The following is a 20,905-nucleotide window of genomic DNA, read 5'->3' as shown; positions in this document are numbered from 1 at the left end:
GAGCACCCCGGTCAGCACCGAGGCCCCGTGTAGCAGCAAAGATGTGGACACGCCGTCTCGTCCTCCGGGTCCTCTCCCCCTCCCGTCCGTCTACCGTCCGGAAACCCCGCGCACCCAGCCCCGGTGGATCCATCCCTTCGCGATCCGCGCGTACAGCCGCACCACTCCCTCCAAATGGGGGGCCAACGGGCGCCTCACGACCCGCACGGCGATGCAGGCCGCGGCCGCCACCCCCGCGGAGCCCAGGATGTCGGTGGGGAAGTGTACCCCCGCATACACCCGGGCCCAGGCGGTTCCGAGCGCCAGGAGGGACAGCGCGGCCCCGGCCCGCCGGCGCGGCGTGAGGAGGAGCAGGTAGAGCCCCACACCCAACAACAGGGTGGCGTGATCGCTGGGAAAGCTCGTCTCGTAGGCGTGGGTGATAAGCGGCTGGACCAGGCCCATCATATAGGGCCTCGGACGGAAAAACAGCAGTGCGAACAACTGGTTGACCCCCAGACCGAGAAGCCCCGCGGCCGTGGCTTCGAGCAGGGCCACCCGATCCCGGATCCCCCGACTTCCCCAGACCCAGAGCGCGATCAACCCCCCCGCCGTCCCCCACGGACCCGCGGAGGCCAGGACCTTCGCGAGACCGTCCAGCCAAGGGGAAGCCCCCCTCGCGGCCGCGTACCGGGACAGGAGGGCGAGTTCCCAGTCGGCCACGGGACTCATCGGTCGCGCCCCCCCTCCACGGCCCGCAGGTGCGCCGCCGGCCGGAACGCGAACCCACACGCGCCGCCGCTCGCGCGGATCTCCGCGAGATCCCGCTCATCGATCGGGAACGCAGCGCACACGCGGGGTCGGATTGCACCGTAGGTCAAACAGAGCCCTTGCCCGGCGAACATCGGGCAGGTGACCGCGAGGCTGCAGCAGCGCCCGCACCGCAGGCACCGGCCGGTCCGCTCCCGACGTTTCCGGGCGACATATCCGGGACGAAACCACACGAGCCAGAACCGGCGGATCTTTCCCAACATCTGGCGCGCCAGCAGCGGCACCCGGAGGCCATCCTTCGTGACGGAAACCCGGGACGCCGCAGCCGAGACCGGGAGCGGTTTCATTCCAGGACTCCTCCCTTGTCGTTCTTCCCAAGATGGGAAGGCGCAGGCTACCACCACCGACGCGGCGGAAGCATGGCAGGATCATTACAAGCCTGTAACGGGAAACGGACAACCGAGGGGGCCCTCACAACCCGGGGAGCCACCGGACGCACGTCGACACCAGCGCCGCCGCGGCCAGATTCATCGCGAGGCCGCCCCCCACCATGCGCCGGAGGGAAACGCCGCGGATCCCCCCGTACACGAACCCGTTCACGCCCGTGGCCAGGGGGCTCATGAACGCGCAGGTGCTCGACAGCGTGACCGCCAGGGCGGCCCGGGTGTACGAGCAGGGGAGGGAAGGGGCCAGGGGTTCCAGGAGGACCAGCAGGCTCACCTGGACCGCCGTGTTGCTGACCGCCTCGGTGGCGAACGAGGCCCCGAGCGAGAGCACGAACAGGGTCAACCAGGCGCCGCCGGATAGGGGAAGAAAGCGGGCGATCCCCGCGGCCGCCGCCCGATGGAGCCCCCCCTGATAGGCGGCCCAGGCCGCACCGACGCTGAGCGCCACGAACGCGGCGCCCCGCGGCGGGATGCCCCGGAAGACGTCACCCGGCCGCAGCAGGGGCGTTCGCCCGAGTTCCCGCACCGGCCAGAGGAAACTCCAGGCCGCAAAGCCGAACGTCGCAACCCCGGTGACCAAGGCGGCCGCCCGATCCCAGGGGGGGCCCGCCCACGACACCGCCGACAGGACAAACCCCGCGGTGAGATACGTAACCGACACCCGGACGGCCCACCGTTCCCTGCCCTCCACCGGGGGGCCCGGGGGAACCGTGCCCCCCCCGGAACTCTTGGCCGAGCCGGAAACCAGCAGGATCACCCCGGCCGCGACCGCCGCGAGGGCGGCCGAGAGCGGCACCCCCCAGAGGAGCCACCCCGCGTAGGAGACGGCCGGGCCACGCGGGATCCCGGCCGCCACGAGCCAGGCGACCAGCACGCCGTTGGCCGGGGTGCCCGTGAGCGCCGCCATGCCCCCGATGTTCGCCCCGTACAGAAGGGCCAGCGCCTTGGCCGTGGCCCACCCGTCATCGTCGGTTTCCGCCGGACCCCGACCCAGGCGGGTCACCACGGGCAGGAGCGTGAGCACGACGAGCACGTTGGGCACCACGGCCGACAACGCCGCCGCAGCCGTCAGGATTCGCAGGCACAGCCCGAGGGCTCCCAGACGCGTCCCCGGTTTCGCCCCGAGGTAGAGCAGACGCTCGGGGAGGGGGGTTTGCACCACCGCACGCGAAACGAGGTACCCCGCCGCAAAGAGAAACGCCGTCTGGATCTCCCGCACCCGTCACCTTTCCGGCGGGATCGCGTTCACCCCCGCCCCCCCGCGTGCCCGCGAGCCCGGCGGGACCGGGGCCTGCCGTTCCCCGACCACGTGCCCCGCAGCCCCTCGGCCCCGCGGGCGCTCCCCAACCGCTTCTGCCGCCGCCCTTCGCGGAGTTCGAACGTCCCCAACACCCGGGCGCCCGGCGGCGGACGGAAGAAGACCGCCCCCTGACGGCACACCTCTGCCGCCACACCCAGGGGATGCGGCTCCACCGGAACCCCACCGGGCAGACGGACGCGAAACCCGAACGGGAGCAGCCCCAGCAGGCGCTCGGCCTGCATCGGGGTCACGGTGAGGTACAAAGGGATCCGTTCCCGCTCGCCCACTTCGAGGCAGATCACGTCCATGGCAGACCTCCTTCGATCGGGTTGACGCCACGACGCAAACATAACCGGGCGAGGTGAAAGGCGGATGAACGGCGCATGAAAAGTTCGTAAGGTTCCGTACGCGGCGGACCCCGTGGACCCGGCGTCCTCACGTCGCGGCACGCCACGATGCTTGGATTGCTTTGGAGGATCCGAGATTTCCGCTGCCGGCGCCCCGACCTACCGAACCGGCAACGGCCTGCGAAGGCGCGGCGAAAAAGGTGCCGCAGTCGCGCCCGGCCGGCAGGCCCCCCGCCCGCGTCCGACGATACCGTCGTGGGCCTGAGTCATAGAGAGCCGCCGGGTCGTCGGAAACCGATTCGGCCCCGGTGCATCTGAAGCAGACGTAGGCGCATCGTGTTCTGCCGTGGTTTCCCCCGACGGAGGTAACGCCCATGAAGTACGACACGATCCTCATCCCGCTGGACGGTTCGGAACTGTGCCACTTTGCCGTGGACGCGGCCCTGCCCCTGGCCCGGGCCTTCGGGAGCCGGGTGGTGCTTCTGTCGGCCCTGGACTTCAACGCGGGGCTCTTCAACATCTACTACGAGTCCTACTCGCCGGAGGACCTGACCCGGGAGATCCGGCGGCACCTCGAGGCCGTGCTGGACCGGGCCCGGGACCGGCTGGCCCAGGGCGGGGTGAAGGCCGACACGATGCTCCGGGAGGGCGACCCGGCCGAGGTCATCGTGGACACGGCCCGCCGGGAGAACGCCGACCTCATCGTGATGACGAGCCACGGCCGCAAGGGGGCCCGCAAGCTCTTCCTGGGCAGCGTGACCGACGCCGTGCTCCGGGAGGGGCCCTGCCCCGTGCTCGTCGTACGGCCCGAATAGGCACGGTCAGCCCTTCCGGCTCAGGGCCACGCCGGCCAGCACGGCGGCGGCACCGACGAGCTTGGCCGGGCCGAAGGCCTCCCCCAGGAACACCCAGGACAGGAGGCCGCTCGTCACCGGCACGAGGTACTGGTAGACCACGGTGCGGCTCACGCCGCGCTGGCCGATGGCCCAGTTCCACAGGCTCACGGCCACCACGATGGGAAACACCACCGAGTACCCGACGGCGGCCCAGCCGGCCGCGCCGATCCCGGCCCAGTTCTGGCCGAAGAGCGACGGCACGGCGAACGGCAGGAACAGGGCCGCCCCGATCTGGAACGTGCGGGTGGTGAGATAGAAGGCGCCGTAGCGTTCGAGCAGGGGCTTATTGAGGATGCCGTAGCACGACCACGACACGGCCGCCCCCAGGGCCAGGAGGTCCCCCACCCCGCCGGCCCGGGCCACGAGCCGGGGCCCCACGTACAGGACGAGCCCGACGAGCGCCAGGACGATGCCGGCCCACTGGCGCCGGCCCACCCGCTCGAGGCCCCAGAGCGTGAGGATGAGCGCGGCCCACACGGGCCCCGTGTTGATCATGAGGGCCGTGGAGAAGGCCGTGCCCCGGTGGAGCCCCAGGATGAAGAGCCCCTGGTAGAGGGTGTAGCCCACGAGCGCCGAGAGGACGAACGCCTTCCGGTCCGCGCGGGCGATGCGGCCCTCGACCCGCCGGGCCCGCAAAAGGAGCTCGAACAGCGCGGCGATGCCCACGAACCGCAGCGCCGCCAGTGCCAGCGGGTCGAACCGGGGCAGGGCCGCCTTGAGGATCACGAAGTTCAGAGACCACAGGACAACCACGGTGAGGAGGGCGAGGTCCACCCTCCAGGGGGGCGCCTTCGACTGCGTGGGCACGGGGGCACTCCTTTCGCGAGAAAGCCCTCACCGGTACCACAGTCTCCCCCGTGAAACCAATGGAAAAGGCCGGCCCCTCGTGGGGCCGGCCTTTTCGCCGTTCCGTGGGAACGGGCGGCTACTTCTTGTTCAGCCGCCCTTCCACGAGCTGGTCCACCACCGAGGGGTCGAGCAGGGTCGAGGTGTCGCCGAACCCGGCCTCGATCTCGTTCGCCGCGATCTTCCGGAGGATCCGGCGCATGATCTTGCCCGACCGGGTCTTGGGAAGCCCCGGGGCGAACTGGATGAAGTCCGGGGTCGCGATGGGCCCGATCTCCTTACGCACGAGCTGCACGAGCTCCTTTCGGAGCTCCTCGGAGGGCTCGGCCCCGGCGACCAGGGTCACATAGGCGTAGATGCCCTGGCCCTTCATCTCGTGGGGGAACCCCACCACGGCGGCCTCGGCCACCTTGGGGTGGAGCACCAGGGCGCTCTCGATCTCGGCCGTGCCCATGCGGTGGCCCGAGACGTTGATCACGTCGTCGATGCGGCCCGTGATCTGGTAATCGCCGTCGGCGTCGCGGTTGGCACCGTCGCCCGTGAAGTAGTACCCGTCGTACTGCTGGAAGTAGGTCAGGCGGAACCGGTCCGGGTCGCCGAACACACCCCGCATCTGGCCGGGCCAGGGCCGGGCGATGCACAGGGCTCCCTCGGCCACGCCCTCGAGCACGTGGCCCTTCTCCGGATCCACCAGCACGGGCTTCACGCCGAAGAACGGGGTGGTGGCCTTACCCGGCTTCATGGGGATGGCGCCCGGCAGCCCCGAGATCAGGATGCCGCCGGTCTCGGTCTGCCACCAGGTGTCCACGATGGGGCACTTCTTGCGGCCGGGCAGGTTGTAATACCACCGCCAGGCCTCTGGGTTGATGGGCTCGCCCACCGTGCCCAGGAGCCGTAGGGTCTCGAGCTTGTCGAGCCGGCTCGTCACGTACTCGTCGCCCTGGGCCGCGATGGCCCGGATGGCCGTGGGCGCGGTGTAGAGCACGTTGATCTTGTGCTTGCCGATGATGTCCCAGTACCGGCCGGCGTCCGGGTAGGTGGGGATCCCCTCGAACATCACGGTGATGGCGCCGTTACAGAGCGGCCCGTACACGATGTAGCTGTGGCCCGTGACCCACCCGATGTCGGCGGCGCAGAAATAGACGTCGCCGTCGTGGTAGTCGAAGATGAGCTTGTGGGTGTACGAGGTGTACACGAGGTACCCGCCGGTGGTGTGCATCACGCCCTTGGGCTTCCCGGTGGAGCCCGAGGTGTAGAGGATGAAGAGCGGGTCCTCGGCGTCCATCTCCTCGCAGGGGCACTCCGGGCTCGCCTTCGCGACCTCCTCGTGCCACCAGAAGTCCCGGCCGGCCTTCATGTTGGTCTGGAGCTTGTCGCCCACCCGCTCCACCACGATGCAGGTCTTGACGTCGGGGCACTTCTCCATGGCCTCGTCGGCCTGGGCCTTCTGGTTCACGAGCTTCTGACCCCGGTAGAACCCGTCGCAGGTAATCAGGACGTGGCTGTCGGCGTCGAGGATCCGGTCCTTGAGGGCATCGGCCGAGAACCCGCCGAACACCACCGAGTGGATCGCGCCGATCCGGGCACATGCGAGCATCGCGATGGCGAGCTCGGGGATCATGGGCAGGTAGATCGAGACCCGGTCTCCCTTCTTGACGCCCTTGGATTTCAGCACGTTGGCGAACCGGCACACCTGGTCGTGGAGTTCGCGGTAGGTGATCTTCCGGTCCTCGGTGGGCTCGTTCCCCTCCCAGATGATGGCCACCTGGTCGCCGCGCTTCTCGAGGTGCCGGTCCACGCAGTTGTAGGCGACGTTGAGCTTACCGTTGATGAACCACTTGATGTAGACCTCGTCCTTCGAGTACTTCCAGTCCTGGACCTGGTCCCACTTCTTGAACCAGGTCACCTGCTCCTCGGCCACCCGGGCCCAGAAGGCGTCGTTGTTTTCCAACGACTCCTTGTAGAGCCGCTCGTATTCCTCGCGGCTCTTGATGTACGCCCGCTTCCGGAACTCCTCGGGAACCGGGTACACCTCTTGCGTGTGCTCTGCCATGACCGACCTCCTTCTCCCAACGGGTTGAACGAAAACGCGACCCGCGGCAGTCCCCTTCTCCTCCCCGGGGTCGCCCCTCACGAGCGCACAAGTGCGACTGAGTATACCGAGGCGACCCCGGGTCGCGCAATACCCCAAACGACGTTAGGATCACACGAGCAGGGGCGCGCGGAAAACCCCGTTTTTACCAGGGCATGGCACGCTACACCCGGTCCGGTGCCCCACGAGTGTGGCGCATTTCGGGGTTCGGGGAAGGGCCCCCGGGGGGGGAAACGGGGGTAGTCGCACGGTCAGGCGTCCGGGTCCGGAACCCGGATTCCGTACTCCTCGGCCTTCTTGCGAAGCGTAAGGCGGGTGATGCCCAGGAGCCGGGCCGCGGCGCTCACGTTGCCGCCGGTGCGCTCCAAGGCCTCGGCGATCAGGCTCGCCTCGGCCCGGGCCACGAACCGGTGGAACGCGCCCTCGCCCCCCTCGTCGAGGGCCCGGGCCGCGAGAGACCGCAGCTCGGCGCAGGCCGCGTCCTCGCCGGGGCAGGCGGGCGGGATCTCGGCCGCGAGCACCTCGCCCCGGGTCGAGGCCAGGAGCCGCCGGATCTCGTTTTCGAGTTCCCGCACGTTCCCGGGCCACGGCCGGGCCTGGAGCGCGCGCAGGAGATCCTCGGACACCCCGGTCACCGGCCGGCCCACAGCCGCACCGTGCTTCTGCACGAAGTAGCGCACCAGGGCCGGGATGTCGCCCCGCCTCTCCCGCAGCGGCGGCAGATGGATGCGGCCCACGTTGATCCGGTAGAAGAGGTCGGCCCGGAACGCGCCGGCGGCCACCCGGGCCTCGAGGTCGGCGCAGGTGGCGGCGATGACCCGGACGTCGGCCCGGATCTCCTCGGTGCCCCCCACCCGCTGGAACGTGCCGTCCTGGAGCACCCGCAGCAGCTTCGACTGAAGCGCCAGGGGGATCTCGGCGATCTCGTCCAGGAACAGGGTGCCCCCGTGGGCGAGCTCGAACTTGCCGAGCTTCCCGCCCTTTCGCGCCCCCGTGAACGCCCCCTCCTCGTACCCGAAGAGCTCCGACTCCAGGAGGTCCTTGGGAATGGCGGCGCAGTCCACCACCAGGAAGGGCTTTTCGGCCCGGGGGCCGTAGTGCACGAGCGCCCGGGCCACGAGCTCCTTTCCCGTACCGGTCTCGCCGGTGATGAGGCAGGGGAGCGTGGTGGCGGCGATCTGGCCGATGCGCTTGTACACCTCGACCATGGCCGGGGAGTTCCCGATGATCCGGTCGCCGGGCGACGGCGCGTCGGGCCCGAGGGACACCGCCGACCGGGTGAGGGCCCGTTGCTTGCGGGCCGCCTCGATGAGCGCCCGTACGTGGGCCACGTCGAAGGGCTTCACCAGGTAGTCGTAGGCCCCCCGTTTCATGGCCTCGATGGCGGTCTCGGTGTCGCCGTAGGCCGTGACCATGACCACCGGCAGGTTCGGAAACCCCTCCCGCAGCCGGTCCAGGAGCCAGAACCCGTCGCGGCCCGGCATCCGGATGTCCAGGAGCACGAGGTCCACCGCCTCGGGGTCGGCCTCCACGGCGGCGAGCCCCTCCTCGGCCGTGACCGCGGCCCGCACCTCGTAGTCCTCCCCCAGGGCCCGGCCGAAGGAGTACCGGATGCCCGGGTCGTCGTCCACCAAGAGCACGATGCCCATGGCTACCTCGGCTCGAAGGCTAGGAAGCTGGGAGGCCGGGAGGCTGGGAGGCGGATTCCGGCCCGGCCCCTTCCCCGTCGTCCACGCCGGTTTCCCCCCGGATCACGAACCGCGCCCCGCCGGCCGCGGTGTCCTCCACCTCGATCTCCCAGCCGTGCTGGAGCACGGCCGAGCGCACGATGCTCAGCCCCAGGCCCATGCCCCCCTCCCGCTTCGAGAAAAACGGCTCGAAGATCCGGCCCCGGATCTCCTCGGGGATCCCCTCGCCCTCGTCCTCGACCCACAGGGTGAACCGGCCGTCACCCCCGGACCATCCCACCCGCACCGTTCCGCCGGGAGGCGAATGGGCCAGCGCGTTTGCCACCAGGTTGGTCAGCGCCTGCTCCAACCGCTGCCGGTCGGCCCACACCCTCGCCGGCGGGCCGGGGAACGCCTGCAGGCGCACCCCCCGCTCCCGGGCCGCCACGGCCTGGGCCTCCACCACGGCCCCGAACACGTCCCCCAGGTCCACCGACCCGGGCCTGAGCGGCCGCGGCCGGGCGTAGGCCACGAACTCCTCGAGCACCTCGTCGATCTTCGCCACCTGGCTCGCCAGGAGCTCCAGGTCCTGGCGGGCCACCTCGATCCGCTCTCCCCCGTCCCGGGCCTCCCGGACCATGGACTCGATGAGGAGACGCACCGTGGTCAGGGGGTTCTTGATCTCGTGGGCGAGCCCGCCCCCGAGGTGGGCGAGGCTCTGGAGCTCCTCGGCCCGCCGGGCCCGGGCCTCGGCGTCTCGCACCTCGGCCACCAGCCGCTCGATCCGGTCGAGCATGGCGTTCACCCCCCGGGCCAACCGCCCGGCCTCGCCCCAGGCGCCCTCTTCGGCCCGCACCGAGAGGTCGCCCTCCCGCACCCGCCCCACCACGGCCTCGAGCCGCTCGATGGGCCCCGCGAGCCAGCGGACCAGCAGTAACGAAGCCAGGAGCCCGCAGCCCATGACCGCGGCCACTCCCACCCCGTACCGGCGCACAGCCGAAAGGTGGGGGGCCTCCGGCCCGAGGCGGCCCAGGAGGACGTAGTGCCCTCCGATCTCCCGGCCGGTTTCCGCCGGAACGGCGCAGGCCACCATCCCATCCGGTCTTCGACCGGGGCTCCAGACCGGCGTGCCGGGCCGTGCCAGGGCGCGCCGGGCCAGCGACAGAACACCCGTGTCCACGTCGCCCCCCCGCGCTACGAGCACCCCGGCCGCGTCGAACACCAGCGCGGCCACCCAGGTTTCCGGGCTGTTCCGGGCCATGCCCTCCACGTATCGAGTCATCCGGCCGGGGTTTCCCTCGGCGAGGGCGTCGGCGGCGAGCAGGGCCCCGAAGCCCGCGGCGGCCCGGGCACGCACCTCCAGGCTTCGCAGGAGGAGGTCCTGGGTCGTCCGGTACAGCGCCACCGCGGTGAACCCGGCCCCCCCGATCGTCACCGAGGCCAAAAGGAGCACCAGCATCTCGAAGAGCCCCAACCGTCGGGGGTGCTGCCCTTCCCTTGCCATCATGCCAGCCTACCCGTCCTCGACCCCGGAGCAAAGCCCCAACAAAACGGCGGGCCCCGAGGGGCCCGCCGCGTTCCCATTACGCACCCTTTCGCACACGTGCCTTTCGGCTCGCCACCCGGGCGATCACTCGCCGGCCGGCGCCTCGATGCCCTCGACGACCCGGCGGGCCTGGGTTACCACGGCCACGGCGAAGCTCGGGTTGTGGATGCCGTGGCTTCCGTCGTTCTCGATGAGGAGGTAGTTCCACCCCGCCTTGGCGATGAGCTCACCCGGGCCCTCGCCGTCGGCGGCGCCGTAGGTCAACAGGGTCCCGTCCTCCACGTTCACGTGCCGCAGCTGGAGGTGCCCGTACACGATCTCCTCCCCGCCGCGCGTGACCTTCACGTCCATCGCCTGGCGGCCGTGGGAGTCCGCGAAGTGGGTCACCTCGACCTGATCACCGGTTTGCAGGATCACGTCATCCAGTGTAGCGCTTTCGTCCGCCGGGTCGGTCATGTTCGTCAAGGTGACGGTAAGCCCCTGGTCAACGTAGGCCATCAGGAGCTCGGCGATCTTCTGGCGCAGGGCTTCACCCAGCAGGTCGACCTCCACGCCCACGGTGTTTTCCATCTCCTCGGCCGTGATCGAGGTGTGGCAGTTCGCGCAGATGTCCTTGCTCGCGTAGAAGGTGTGGTTCGTGCCGCCCCGATTGTACGCCAGGAGGTCCGGTGGGGGGGTCTGCACCATGTGGCAGTTGGCGCAGGTGTCCTCGATCAGGCTGTGCTTGCCCCGCACGCCCACCTCCACGAAGAAGGCGTTCTGGCCCATGAGCACATCGGCCTGGGCCCCGCCATGGGGGGCACGGCCGTTCACGATGACCTCGTCCAGATCCTGCTCCACCACCTCACCCCGGCGGGTGTTGTGGCACACCATGCAGATGGCACCCCGCCCCGCGTTCACCACCCGGTACCCGGCGGCCAGCTCCGGGGTGTCGTTCTGCACGCGCACCGTGGCGTTGCCGCCGCCCGTGCCCGACTGGGTGCCGATGGCGTGGGGGTCGTGGCAGGCCACGCAGGTCTGGGGCTGGATCTCGTCCGGGGTCCAAGCCACCTCCGGCGTCTCGCCCGGATCGAACCCCAGCTCTGCCCAAGCGATAAAGCCGTTGGCCGTATGGCATCGGGCACAGCTTCCGCGCGTCCCCTCCTCCAGGGCGAGTTCCATGTTTGCGTGGCCGCTCAGCTGCCACTGCTGGAACCGGGCGTGGCGCAGCGGCTCGCCGTGGCACACGGCGCACAAATCGGAGGACAAGCTCACCCGGTTTCCGATGCCGTTCGTGTGGGCCCCACCCGCCCCGTTGGGGCCATGGCAGTTCTCGCACTGGATGTTGGAAAGCCGGGCGATCTCCGGAAAGTTCTGCAGGAATTGGTTGAAATTGTCGCTCCCGCCCGCCGGGTGCCCCTCGGGGAAGAACTCCTCCAAAAACAGGTCATAGGTCGCGAGATCGTCGAACCCGGCATTCGCGGCGGCGTCGTCCCACCCCACGGTGTGGCAGACGAAGCACCCCTCGCCGTAATGGCCCGCGGAGCCCCGGTTCAGGTTGTCCGTGAAGATCTCGGCATGGCCGGTGGCGGGCCACTCCTCGAACTCGTGGTATGCGGTGGCGGGGTCCCCATCGTGGCAGCCCGTGCAGGCCCCAAGCACCGGCCGGCCGTCCCCGTCGAGGGCCGTGAGGCCACCTTCCCACCGGGCGGCGTAAATCTCTAGCGTTTCCCCGCTGTTCGCCTCGGTTACGGCGTAGAGGCCCGGCACGTCCGGGGTGAACTCGGGGTTCCGGGTCTGGGCGTCCACCAACTGCGCGGCGGACCCGCTGGGCGCCGTGAGGCTCCAGTCGTAGTCCTCCTGCTCCGCCCCCTGCAAAAGCACCGGCACGCCGATCGGCGCGTTCCGAAGGCCCGCGGCTGGGCTCCAGGGAAGCTCGGTGTGGATGTCCACCGTTTTCGTGTAGGTGCCCGAAGTGGTCTCGACGGTCACGGTGAGCCCCACGTGGCCGGCCTCCTCCAGGGCGAAGGGGTTGATCCCCAACACGTAGAACCGGTCGAGGAGGAACTCGCGCCCCTCGCCCTCCTCCGGCACCGGCACGTTTTCGGGCAACTCGTCCGGGCCGATGGCCGGCTCGTCGAGGGCCTTGAGGAGCTCGGCCTTGTAGGCGTCGCGGTCGGGGAGGGTGATCGTGAAGGTACCGTCCTCGTTTTTCTCGATCGCGACCTCCACGCTGTTCGACTGGGTCACCCGGATCTCCTGGACCTGGGACCCATCGTAGGGTGTGACCGACACCGAGGCCGTCATCGTGGCGCCCGGCTGCGCGTCGCCCTCGAGGGTGACGTCGACGACCACGGGAGAGTCGGGGGCGAGGGCCACGTCCACGGTGCGCGTCTCACCGGCCGTGACCGCCACGCTTTCCGTCTCGGCCGCGAAGCCGTCCTTGGCGAACGTGAGGGTATAGGGCCCGATGGGCAGGTCGGGCAGGCTGTACGCGCCGTTGGCGTCGGTGGTGGTGGTGCGGCCCCCTGGCTCGGCCGTCACGGTCACACCTTCCAGGGCCGCCCCCGCCGCCTCGTTCGTCACGGTGCCGGTGATGCTGCCCACGCTGGTGCCCGGAGCGCCGTCGTCGCCGTCGTCGCCGGCGCAGCCGCCGAGGGCCAGGGCGCCGCCCAGGGCCAGCACCCACGCAAACCTCCAAAGTCCTGCCTTTCGTCTCATGGCCTCTCCTCCTTTTGTTTGAGGGGTGATTCCGTCCGATCGCTCACCGCTCCCCCCGCCACGGTTGGGCCGGTCGCGCGCCAGGTTTTTCCGCATGCAGACCTCCTCGATTTGGACTTTCGACGGGCAACCCGTTACGGGTTGTTCCACACCTTGTCGTGACAGGCGAAGCAACTCCAACCGTCGCCCCACGAGCCGTTCCGGGGCGCCCGTCCCCCCTCGAGGGTGGGGCCGTGGCAGTACGAAAGGGTGCAGGAAGTGGCGTCGCCGCCCCGGTCGTTCACGAAGTCCCCGTGGGCTTCCAGGTCTTCCCCCGGTAGCCGGCCAAATCGGGCCCCGATGGGATCGCCGTCCGGGTGCACCAGTCGCTCGTCCGTGGCGGCTCCTCCGAGGTGGCAGTCGGCGCACCCGGGGGGCGTGCCGGGCTGGAGCACCCCTTCGTTAAGCACGTCCGCGTGGCACTCGGCCAGGCAGGAGCCCACGCCGATCCGGCTCACGGCCACATGGTCGTTCTCCCATCCCTCGGGGTGACGGTAGGCAGCGCCGGGCCCCGCCGGATGGCAGGCGCTCGCCGTCTCCGCGGAAAACGGGGCGAAACAACTCGGCGCCTCCGGTTCGGGGCTCGGGGCCGTCGTCGTCGTCCCGTGACACAGCCCGCACGCCTCGAGCCCGTCCCGGCCCACGATGCGGTGGGAGGCGGCGTAGGTCGGGTCGGGATCGTTCGCCCCCTGCCATCGCGCCGGGTGGGCTCCGGCCTTCGCGTGGCACTCGCTGCACCCCACGCCTACGAACCCACCCGAGAAGGACCGGGTGCCGGGCTCCCCGTGGCACGACTGGCAGCGCGTGAGGTCCTCCACCGCGCCGGGCCCGTGGAGTTCGGGGGCGGAGAAGGGCAGTTGGTGGGAGACGGCGCCGGGGCCATCCCCGTGACAACCGACGGATTCCCCCTGCGCGCTCGTGAACGTGGCCGAAAAACAACCGGGCGCCTCGGGCTGGGGCGACGCCCCTGCGGCCTCCACCGCGTGGCACAGGGCACACCCGGTGTCCATGGCGGCCGGAGGAGTTCCCCGGTGAGTCTCGAGGTAGCCGTCGCCGGCGTCCTCCCGAACCCACCCGATCGGGTGAGCCCCCGCGTCCGGGTGGCAGCCGGAGCAGTCTCCACCGGGCCGGCCGAGGATGGCGTGGTCGGCGACGAAACCGCCGTCGAACCGGTTCCCATGGCTGGCGTGGCACCCGGCGCATTCCCTCAGATTCGCCCGGGCGGCGCGGCCATGGGCTTCCGGGGCGGAGTACGAGGCGGGGTGCGGGGCCGGCGGGCCGGCCTCGTGACACGAGGACTCGAAACATCCGGGCGCCCCCGAGAGTGAACTGCCCCTGAGGTCGGCGCCGTGGCAGGCCGCAGCGGCGCACCCAGTCCAGGACCACGCCCTCGCGAACCCCCGATGGTCCGCCAGAACGTCGTCCCAGTCGGCCGGATGCGCACGGAACGGCGGACCCTCCAGATGGCAGGTCAGGCAGTCGGGCGCGCGGCCGCTCCCCCGGTAATCTGCACCGTGGCACACGGTGCAGCCCTCGACCGGTTCCCCTGCGTGCAGGGAGACCCAGCCGTCGGGGTGGGCAGCCCCGTCGGGCAGATCGCCCTCAGTGGCGCACCCACCCGCCAGCACGGCGCCGACGAGCCCCAAACCGAGCAGACACGAAACGAGCTGGCGCATGCTGCGATTCTCCTTAGGCCTGGCGGCGCGTCACCCGTGGCAACGGGCGCAACTCTTGGCGGTCTTGGGATTTCCGTGGCACCGCAAGCACGAGGTGGGATCGAGCCGAGCATCGATGCGGTGCCGCGAGAGGTAATCGCCCCGGTGCGGAAGGGCCCGGTAGGTCTCCGCCTGCCGGAACACGGAAGGCTTCAGCTCCACGCGGGTGGCGTGGCACTCGTTGCAGAACTTCTGGGCATGGCACATGCCGCACACGGCCTCGCTTCCCTTAACGTGTAGCCGATGCTCCTCGGCCCATCGCAGGCCGTGGTCGAAATCGCGGTACGCCAGGGAGTCCCCCACGGGATCGTGGCACTCGGTGCACACGGGATTCCCTCTGCCCAGGGGTTCCGGGTGCGCCGTCGGGAGCACGCGCTCTTGCATCACGGCGCACGCCGAAACCGCGGCCACCGCGACCAGGAACGGGATCCACCGAACCGTTCTTCGCATGGGTATGCTCTCCGCGCAGGCGGTGCCGTTCAGGGCACCGAAAAGGTCCATTTCAGATTCACCAGGGCTCGGACGTCCTTGTCGTAGTACGGGTCGGCGCTGTAGTCGGCCGAGAGGCTCGCCTCCAAACGGTCATCAAGCGCCCGAACTCCGCCGGTGAGGGAGCCGTACACCGAACTCCGATCTCCCCCGATCTCCTCGTCGTAACGGGCCGCCACAAGGTCCGCTGAGCCGAACCACACACCCCGGCTCGCGTAGGCCCAGGCCCGCCCCAGGACATACCGGTGTTCGTCCTCGTCTCCCTGGGCCCGGCCCACCTCTGCCCCAACCCAGGAACTCTCGCCGAACGGGAATGCCCCCAAAAGACCGCCGTAGCGGGCGCCTTCATCGCGCTCCGTATAGCGGTACTCCCGCCAACGCGCCCCCACCTGCGCCGATCCGCCGATCGTCCACTCCGCGTCGAGGCCGAACAGGGCCAGGGTTTCGTCCTGCGTCCGGAGGAAACCCAGCGGGCCGGACCGCGTGGTCGCGGCCTCGGGAAACGCCTCGAGTTCATACCGTTCGAACCGCGGGGTCAGGGTGAACGGCCCAACGTACACGGGCAACTCGGCGGTGACCTCCTGGGTCCCCCCGTCCGCCGTGTTGAACACGCCGCGGGCTCGCAAGCAGGCCAGATCCCCAAGTCGCACGGTCCCGTCCGCCGACGCGAGCTCCTCGACCCTGTCTCCATCGTCGTCGGCCGCCTGGAACGACACGCCGAGATCCCACAACGAACCCCAGCGATGCGCCACCCGCGCCCCCCAGAGGCGATCCCCGGAACGGCCGCCCGACGCGTCGAACGCCGCGGGCATTCCACCGAACGCCTCCACCGAGAAGCCCCCCGCCAGGCCCGCCCGTGCGACGACCCCGTCGATCACCTCGTTGGCCGGGCCCGAGAACAGGGACGTCCTCCCGGCCCTGACCTCCAGGTCCCACTGCTCCGGCGCGTAGCGCAGATACCCGTATAGGAGTTCGCCGGCCGAATCGTCCTCGAACACTCCGGCGCCGTCGAAGCTGTGCCGCCCCCATCCGTAGGCGTGGAACGACACCGGCCCGATGCCGGCGAGGTCCAACCCGAGGTACTCGTAAACCGGAAACGCCTTGGCGTTCTCGGCGTTTTCGGTGTCCCGCTCCAAATGCCGAAGGATGGTCTCGGTCGTCACGGTCGCCTCCAACGCGTACCCCCATCCGGGTGCGACCGCCAGCACCGCGGCGCCGATCCAGGCTCCTGCCCTTCGTTTCATCCGGCTCCGCCTCCTTATCTATGGGGCGCACAAACCCCCTATCCAAAAGTTCCCGACGTGGGTGCTAAGCCAAACCAGGCCCGCGGCTACGCCTCCCGGAAATCCATTTAGGCGAACCGTCGCGCGGGTCAGGGCACGATTCTCCAGAAAACCGATGTGCGTATCGCTTGTGCCCTCTAGCACATTCCGTGCCGCGGGGTTGCGCCAGGAAAACACTAGGAGATTCCAGCAAGGTACTGTGGGGCGGAGAAGGGCCGCCGGTCAGTTCGTGACCAAACCGGACTGCGGGGGTGATCAGACCGTGACCACCCCGCTGGCCGCCTTGACGGGCCGGAGACGCGCGGGCAGAGTGGCGGGCCAACCGAGATCCGGGGAGGAAACCGTGGGGAAGCCGGTGCTGGAAGCCCGGGGGCTTAGGGCCTGGGCGGGGGGATCCGCCGTGGTCGAGGGGGTGGACCTCGCCCTGGGGCCGGGGGAGGTGGCCTGGATCGGGGGGGCGTCGGGCGCCGGGAAAACGACGATGCTCCGGGCGCTCGCCCGGCTCGGGCCGTGGGAAGGGAGGCTTCTCCTTCGGGGGGAGGACGCGGCCCGGATCCCGGCCCACCGGTGGCGGGCCCGGGTGGTGCTCGCGCCGTTTCCGCCCGTGGCCCTGGGGGCCACGGTGGCCGAGGACCTGCGGGCCCCCTGGCGGTTGCGGGTGCGAAGAGGGGGGCCGGTGCCGGACGACGGCGCCCTGGAGCGGGAACTCGGCCTCCTGGGCCTCGGGGAGATCGGGCTCGGCCGCCCCACGGCGGAGCTCAGCCAGGGCCAACTGGGACGGCTCGCCCTGGCCCGGGCGCTGCTCGCCCGGCCCGAGGTGCTCCTCCTGGACGAGCCCGCGGCGAACCTGGACCCGGAGGCCGCGGAACGGGTGGCGGAGCGGCTGGGGCGCTTCGCGCGCGAGGGCGGGGTGGCCGTGGTGGCCGGACACGGCGAGCCGTGGCCCGGGGTCACCCGGCGGTTCCGGATCGCCGGCGGGCGGCTGGAGGCGCTCCCGTGACGGGCGCGCTGCCCATCGGCCCCTGGCAGCTCGCCCTCGCGGCCGGGTTCCTGGCCGTGGCGGCCGGGCTTTCGCTCGCCCTCTCCCTAGGGCTCACCCGGTCGCTCCTCGTGGCGGCGGCCCGGGCCTACGCCCAGCTCCTCGCCCTGGGGCTGGTGCTCCGGTGGGTGTTCGGGGTGGGCACCCCGTGGCTCGTGCTGGGGATCCTGGGGCTCATGATCGCCGTGGCGGCCCAGACCCTCACGGCCCGGGTCCAGGCGGCGCCGCCCGGGCTCTTCCTGCGGGGCCTGGGGGCCCTGGCGGTGTCGGGGTTCACGGTGACGCTCGCGGTCACGGGCCTCGTGGTGCGGGTGGAGCCCTGGTGGGACCCGCGGTACGTGATCCCCATCGGCGGGATGGTGGTGGGAAACTCCCTGAACGGGGTGGCCGTGTGCCTCGACCGGCTCTTTGCCGACCTCCGGGCCCGGGCCCGGGAGATCGAGGCCCTGCTGGCGCTGGGGGCCACACCCTGGGAGACCGTGCTCCCGAGCGCCCGGGCGGCCCTACGGGCCGGGCTCATCCCCACGATCAACGCCATGGCCGCCGCGGGGATCGTGTTCATCCCGGGCATGATGACCGGCCAGGTGCTCTCGGGCACCGACCCGCGCACGGCCGCCGCCTACCAGATCGTGGTGCTCCTCATGATCGCGGCGGCCACGGCCCTGGGCTCGGTGCTCGCCCTCCTCGCCGGGTACCGAAGCGCCTTCGACCGGGAGGAACGGCTAGGAAGCGAGGCTGGGAAGCTAGAACGCTAGGATGCTAGGAGGCTGGGACGTTCCGGCGCCGCGTCGGCGCCGCCTCGCCGCCTAGCTGCCTAGCTGCCTAGCCGCCTAGCTGCCTCGCTGCCTAGCCGCCCAGCCGCTTACCCCTCCTTCGCCAACCGCCGGAGCACGGTGTGGAGGATGCCGCCGTTTCGGTAGTACTCCATCTCCACCGGTGTGTCGATCCGGACCACGGCCCGGAAGGTCTTCTCCGTTCCGTCCTCGGCCCGGGCGCGCACGGTGACCTCCTGGCCCGGCGCGAGGTCCTCGCCGAGGCCCTCCACCGTGAACACCTCGCGGCCCGTGAGGCCCAGGCCCTCCACCGACTCCCCCTCCCGGAACTGGAGGGGCAGCACCCCCATGCCCACGAGGTTCGAGCGGTGGATCCGCTCGTAGCTCTCGGCGATGACGGCCTTGACCCCCAGGAGCGCCGTGCCCTTGGCGGCCCAGTCGCGGCTCGAGCCCATGCCGTAGTCCTTGCCGGCCAGCACCACGAGCGGCGTGCCCTCGGCCCGGTAGCGCATGGCGGCGTCGTAGATGGGGAGCACCTCGCCGGTGGGCAGGTGGGTGGTGAACCCGCCCTCGGTGCCCGGGGCCAGGCGGTTTCGGATCCGCACGTTGCCGAAGGTGCCCCGCATCATGACCTCGTGGTTCCCCCGGCGGGACCCGAAGGAGTTGAAGTCCTCGGGCTTCACCCCCCGCTCCATGAGGTACCGGCCGGCCGGGGTGTCGGGGCCGAAGGCGCCGGCCGGGGAGATGTGGTCGGTGGTCACGGAGTCGCCGAGCACGGCCAGGGCCCGGGCGTTTTCGATGGGCCGGATGCCCGGCGGGTCCAGGGTGAGGTCCTGGAAAAACGGGGGCTCCTGGATGTAGGTGGAGGCCGGGTCCCAGTCGTAGAGCTCGGCCCCCCGGGCCCCGATGGCGTTCCAGAGGTCGTTGCCCTCGAACACCCGGCCGTATTCCTCGGCGAACATCCGGTCCGACACGGCCCGGGCCACGGCCTCGCGCACCTCGGCGTCGCAGGGCCAGAGGTCCTTGAGGTACACCGGCTCGCCGTTGGGGTCGTGGGCCACGGGCTCCCGGGTGAGGTCGATGTCCACCGTGCCCGCGAGCGCGTAGGCCACCACCAGGGGTGGGCTCGCCAGGTAGTTGGCCTTCACGAGCGGGTTGATCCGGCCCTCGAAGTTCCGGTTCCCCGACAGCACCCCGGCCACCACGAGATCGTTCTCCACCACGGCCCGGGCCACGGGTTCGGGGAGCGGTCCGCTGTTGCCGATGCAGGTGGTGCAGCCGTACCCCACTAGGTGGAACCGCAGGGCCTCCAGGTAGGGCAGGAGCCCGGCGGCCTCCAGGTACCGGGTGACCACCTTGGAGCCGGGGGCCAGGCTCGTTTTGACCCAGGGCCGCACCGTGAGCCCCTTCTCCACGGCGCGCTTGGCCACCAGCCCGGCCGCCAGCATGAGCGACGGGCTCGAGGTGTTGGTGCACGAGGTGATGGCCGCGATCACCACGGCCCCGTGGGTCAGCGAGGCCTCGACCCCGTCCAGGTCCACCCGGACCCGCTGGCCGTTGTAGGTGTCGTGGCGGCGCGGGGCGTGGACCACCGGCGCCTCCAGCGGCTGGCCGCCCTCCCCCACCCAGCGGCAGTTGGTTTCGTCCTCGGGCAGGTCGGCCTCCACGCCCTTGGCGTAGGTGGTGCGAAGGGCCTCGTAGAACGACCGCTTCACCCGGCCCAGGGGGATCCGGTCCTGGGGCCGCTTGGGCCCGCTGATCGCCGGCTCCACGGTGGAGAGGTCGAGCTCCACCACCTCGCTGTACCGGGGCTCGGGCCCGCCGTCGGTGCGGAAGAGCCCCTGCTCCTTGGTATACCGCTCCACCAGGTCCACCTGGTCGGGGCTCCGGCCCGTGAACCGCAGGTAGGCGAGGGTCTCCTCGTCCACCGGGAAGAACCCGGCCGTGGCCCCGTACTCGGGGGCCATGTTGGCGAGCACCGCCCGGTCCGGGAGCGCGAGCCGCCCGACCCCGTCGCCGAAGTACTCGACGAGCTTGCCCACGACCCCGTGCTGGCGCAGCAGTTCGGTGACCCGGAGCACGAGGTCCGTGGCCGTGACCCCGGGCCGCAGCTCCCCGGTGAGCCGCACCCCCACCACCCGGGGCACCAGCATGTACACGGGCTGGCCCAGCATGACCGCCTCGGCCTCGATGCCGCCCACGCCCCAGCCCAGGATCCCCAGCCCGTTGATCATGGTGGTGTGGGAGTCGGTGCCCACGAGCGTGTCGGGGAACGCCACCCCGTCCCGGGCCACCACGACCTGGCCCAGGTACTCCAGGTTCACCTGGTGGCAGATGCCCGTGGCCGGCGGCACCACCCGGAAGTTGGCGAAGGCCTTCTGGCCCCACTTCAGGAACTCGTAGCGCTCGCGGTTCCGCTCGAACTCCTTCCGGGCGTTGAAGCCGAAGGCGTCCTCGGTGCCGAACCGGTCCACCTGCACGGAGTGGTCGATCACGAGGTCCACCGGGATGAGGGGGTTGATCCGCTTGGGGTCGCCGCCCAGCCGGGCCATGGCCGAGCGCAGGGCCGCCAGGTCCACCACGGCCGGCACCCCGGTGAAGTCCTGGAGGAGCACCCGGGCCGGCATGTACGCGATCTCGCGCTGCTCCCCCGCCACCGGGTCCCACCCGGCCAGGTACGCCACGTCGTCCTCGGTGACGTGGTACCCGTCGCAGTGGCGAAGCAGGTTCTCGAGGAGCACCTTGAGGGTGAACGGCAGGGTCGAGACCCGACCCAGGCCCTGGCGCTCCAAAGCCGGCAGGCTGAAGGCATCCAGGCGGCCGGCGGCGGTTTCGAGCGAGATCCGGGACGAGAACGGGTTGGCCATGGTGCGGCTCCTTTGCTGGCAGGGGGTCAAGCGAAGAGCCGCAAAGGATTCCATAGCCGCCGGGTGGGTGCAAGCGCGCGCGGGCCGGGCGGACGCGCGGCCGTTAGGAC

At 70.8% G+C, this 20,905-nt stretch carries 16 protein-coding genes; 3 read left to right on the top strand and 13 right to left on the bottom strand.

Annotation, left to right across the window (positions count from 1 at the left end; translation table 11 throughout):
• Positions 1 to 90: 90 nt before the first annotated feature.
• From ACYQ8L_RS09440 to ACYQ8L_RS09425, 4 genes are all read right to left on the bottom strand, one after another.
• Complete coding sequence (locus ACYQ8L_RS09440; protein WP_459941541.1) at positions 91 to 711, bottom strand: phosphatase PAP2 family protein; 621 nt, start codon at positions 709 to 711, stop codon at positions 91 to 93.
• Complete coding sequence (locus ACYQ8L_RS09435; RefSeq protein WP_459941540.1) at positions 708 to 1,097, bottom strand: hypothetical protein; 390 nt, start codon at positions 1,095 to 1,097, stop codon at positions 708 to 710. The genes ACYQ8L_RS09440 and ACYQ8L_RS09435 overlap by 4 nt, the downstream gene beginning before the upstream one ends.
• A gap of 124 nt (positions 1,098 to 1,221) precedes the next feature.
• Positions 1,222 to 2,415, bottom strand: coding sequence for an SLC13 family permease (locus tag ACYQ8L_RS09430; RefSeq protein ID WP_459941539.1), 1,194 nt, complete (start codon positions 2,413 to 2,415; stop codon positions 1,222 to 1,224).
• Positions 2,416 to 2,441: 26 nt separating this feature from the next.
• Positions 2,442 to 2,804: a hypothetical protein gene (locus tag ACYQ8L_RS09425; protein WP_459941538.1), complete on the bottom strand. Its 363-nt coding sequence runs from the start codon at positions 2,802 to 2,804 to the stop codon at positions 2,442 to 2,444.
• Between the two features lie 413 nt (positions 2,805 to 3,217).
• Between ACYQ8L_RS09425 and ACYQ8L_RS09420 the strand changes: the two genes are divergently transcribed.
• A complete protein-coding gene (locus ACYQ8L_RS09420) occupies positions 3,218 to 3,658 on the top strand; it encodes a universal stress protein (protein ID WP_459941537.1) in 441 nt (146 codons plus the stop codon).
• A gap of 6 nt (positions 3,659 to 3,664) precedes the next feature.
• Here ACYQ8L_RS09420 and ACYQ8L_RS09415 read toward each other — a convergent pair whose 3' ends face one another.
• The 8 genes from ACYQ8L_RS09415 to ACYQ8L_RS09380 form a co-directional block, all read right to left on the bottom strand.
• Positions 3,665 to 4,546, bottom strand: coding sequence for a DMT family transporter (locus ACYQ8L_RS09415; protein ID WP_459941536.1), 882 nt, complete (start codon positions 4,544 to 4,546; stop codon positions 3,665 to 3,667).
• Between the two features lie 118 nt (positions 4,547 to 4,664).
• A complete protein-coding gene (gene acs / locus ACYQ8L_RS09410; RefSeq protein WP_459941535.1) occupies positions 4,665 to 6,638 on the bottom strand; it encodes an acetate--CoA ligase in 1,974 nt (657 codons plus the stop codon).
• 290 nt (positions 6,639 to 6,928) lie between these two features.
• Positions 6,929 to 8,326, bottom strand: coding sequence for a sigma-54-dependent transcriptional regulator (locus ACYQ8L_RS09405; RefSeq protein ID WP_459941534.1), 1,398 nt, complete (start codon positions 8,324 to 8,326; stop codon positions 6,929 to 6,931).
• Between the two features lie 19 nt (positions 8,327 to 8,345).
• Positions 8,346 to 9,851 (bottom strand): sensor histidine kinase, encoded by a 1,506-nt coding sequence (locus tag ACYQ8L_RS09400; RefSeq protein WP_459941533.1) that lies wholly within the window; start codon positions 9,849 to 9,851, stop codon positions 8,346 to 8,348.
• Positions 9,852 to 9,974: 123 nt separating this feature from the next.
• Positions 9,975 to 12,590: a carboxypeptidase regulatory-like domain-containing protein gene (locus tag ACYQ8L_RS09395; RefSeq protein ID WP_459941532.1), complete on the bottom strand. Its 2,616-nt coding sequence runs from the start codon at positions 12,588 to 12,590 to the stop codon at positions 9,975 to 9,977.
• Positions 12,591 to 12,724: 134 nt separating this feature from the next.
• Complete coding sequence (locus tag ACYQ8L_RS09390; RefSeq protein WP_459941531.1) at positions 12,725 to 14,305, bottom strand: hypothetical protein; 1,581 nt, start codon at positions 14,303 to 14,305, stop codon at positions 12,725 to 12,727.
• A 30-nt stretch (positions 14,306 to 14,335) separates the two neighbouring features.
• Complete coding sequence (locus ACYQ8L_RS09385) at positions 14,336 to 14,794, bottom strand: cytochrome C (RefSeq protein WP_459941530.1); 459 nt, start codon at positions 14,792 to 14,794, stop codon at positions 14,336 to 14,338.
• A 29-nt stretch (positions 14,795 to 14,823) separates the two neighbouring features.
• On the bottom strand, positions 14,824 to 16,077 hold the full coding sequence (locus ACYQ8L_RS09380) for a hypothetical protein (protein ID WP_459941529.1): 1,254 nt from the start codon (positions 16,075 to 16,077) through the stop codon (positions 14,824 to 14,826).
• A 382-nt stretch (positions 16,078 to 16,459) separates the two neighbouring features.
• Here ACYQ8L_RS09380 and ACYQ8L_RS09375 point away from each other — a divergent pair, with 382 nt between their 5' ends.
• Together ACYQ8L_RS09375 and ACYQ8L_RS09370 are read left to right on the top strand one after the other, a co-directional pair.
• Positions 16,460 to 17,116, top strand: coding sequence for an ABC transporter ATP-binding protein (locus ACYQ8L_RS09375; protein WP_459941528.1), 657 nt, complete (start codon positions 16,460 to 16,462; stop codon positions 17,114 to 17,116).
• Positions 17,113 to 17,910 carry an ABC transporter permease gene (locus ACYQ8L_RS09370; protein ID WP_459941527.1) on the top strand — a complete coding sequence of 266 codons (798 nt, stop codon included), beginning with the start codon at positions 17,113 to 17,115 and terminating at the stop codon, positions 17,908 to 17,910. The genes ACYQ8L_RS09375 and ACYQ8L_RS09370 overlap by 4 nt, the downstream gene beginning before the upstream one ends.
• Positions 17,911 to 18,017: 107 nt before the next feature.
• On the opposite strand, the gene acnA is transcribed toward ACYQ8L_RS09370, so the two are convergent.
• Entirely contained in the window at positions 18,018 to 20,795 is a 2,778-nt protein-coding gene (acnA, locus tag ACYQ8L_RS09365; RefSeq protein WP_459941526.1) for an aconitate hydratase AcnA, read from the bottom strand.
• Positions 20,796 to 20,905 lie beyond the last annotated feature (110 nt).

Source organism: Deferrisoma palaeochoriense, from assembly GCF_054656955.1.
Note: the sequence above shows the minus strand (reverse complement) of the source record. Positions and strands in the feature narration are given on the sequence as shown.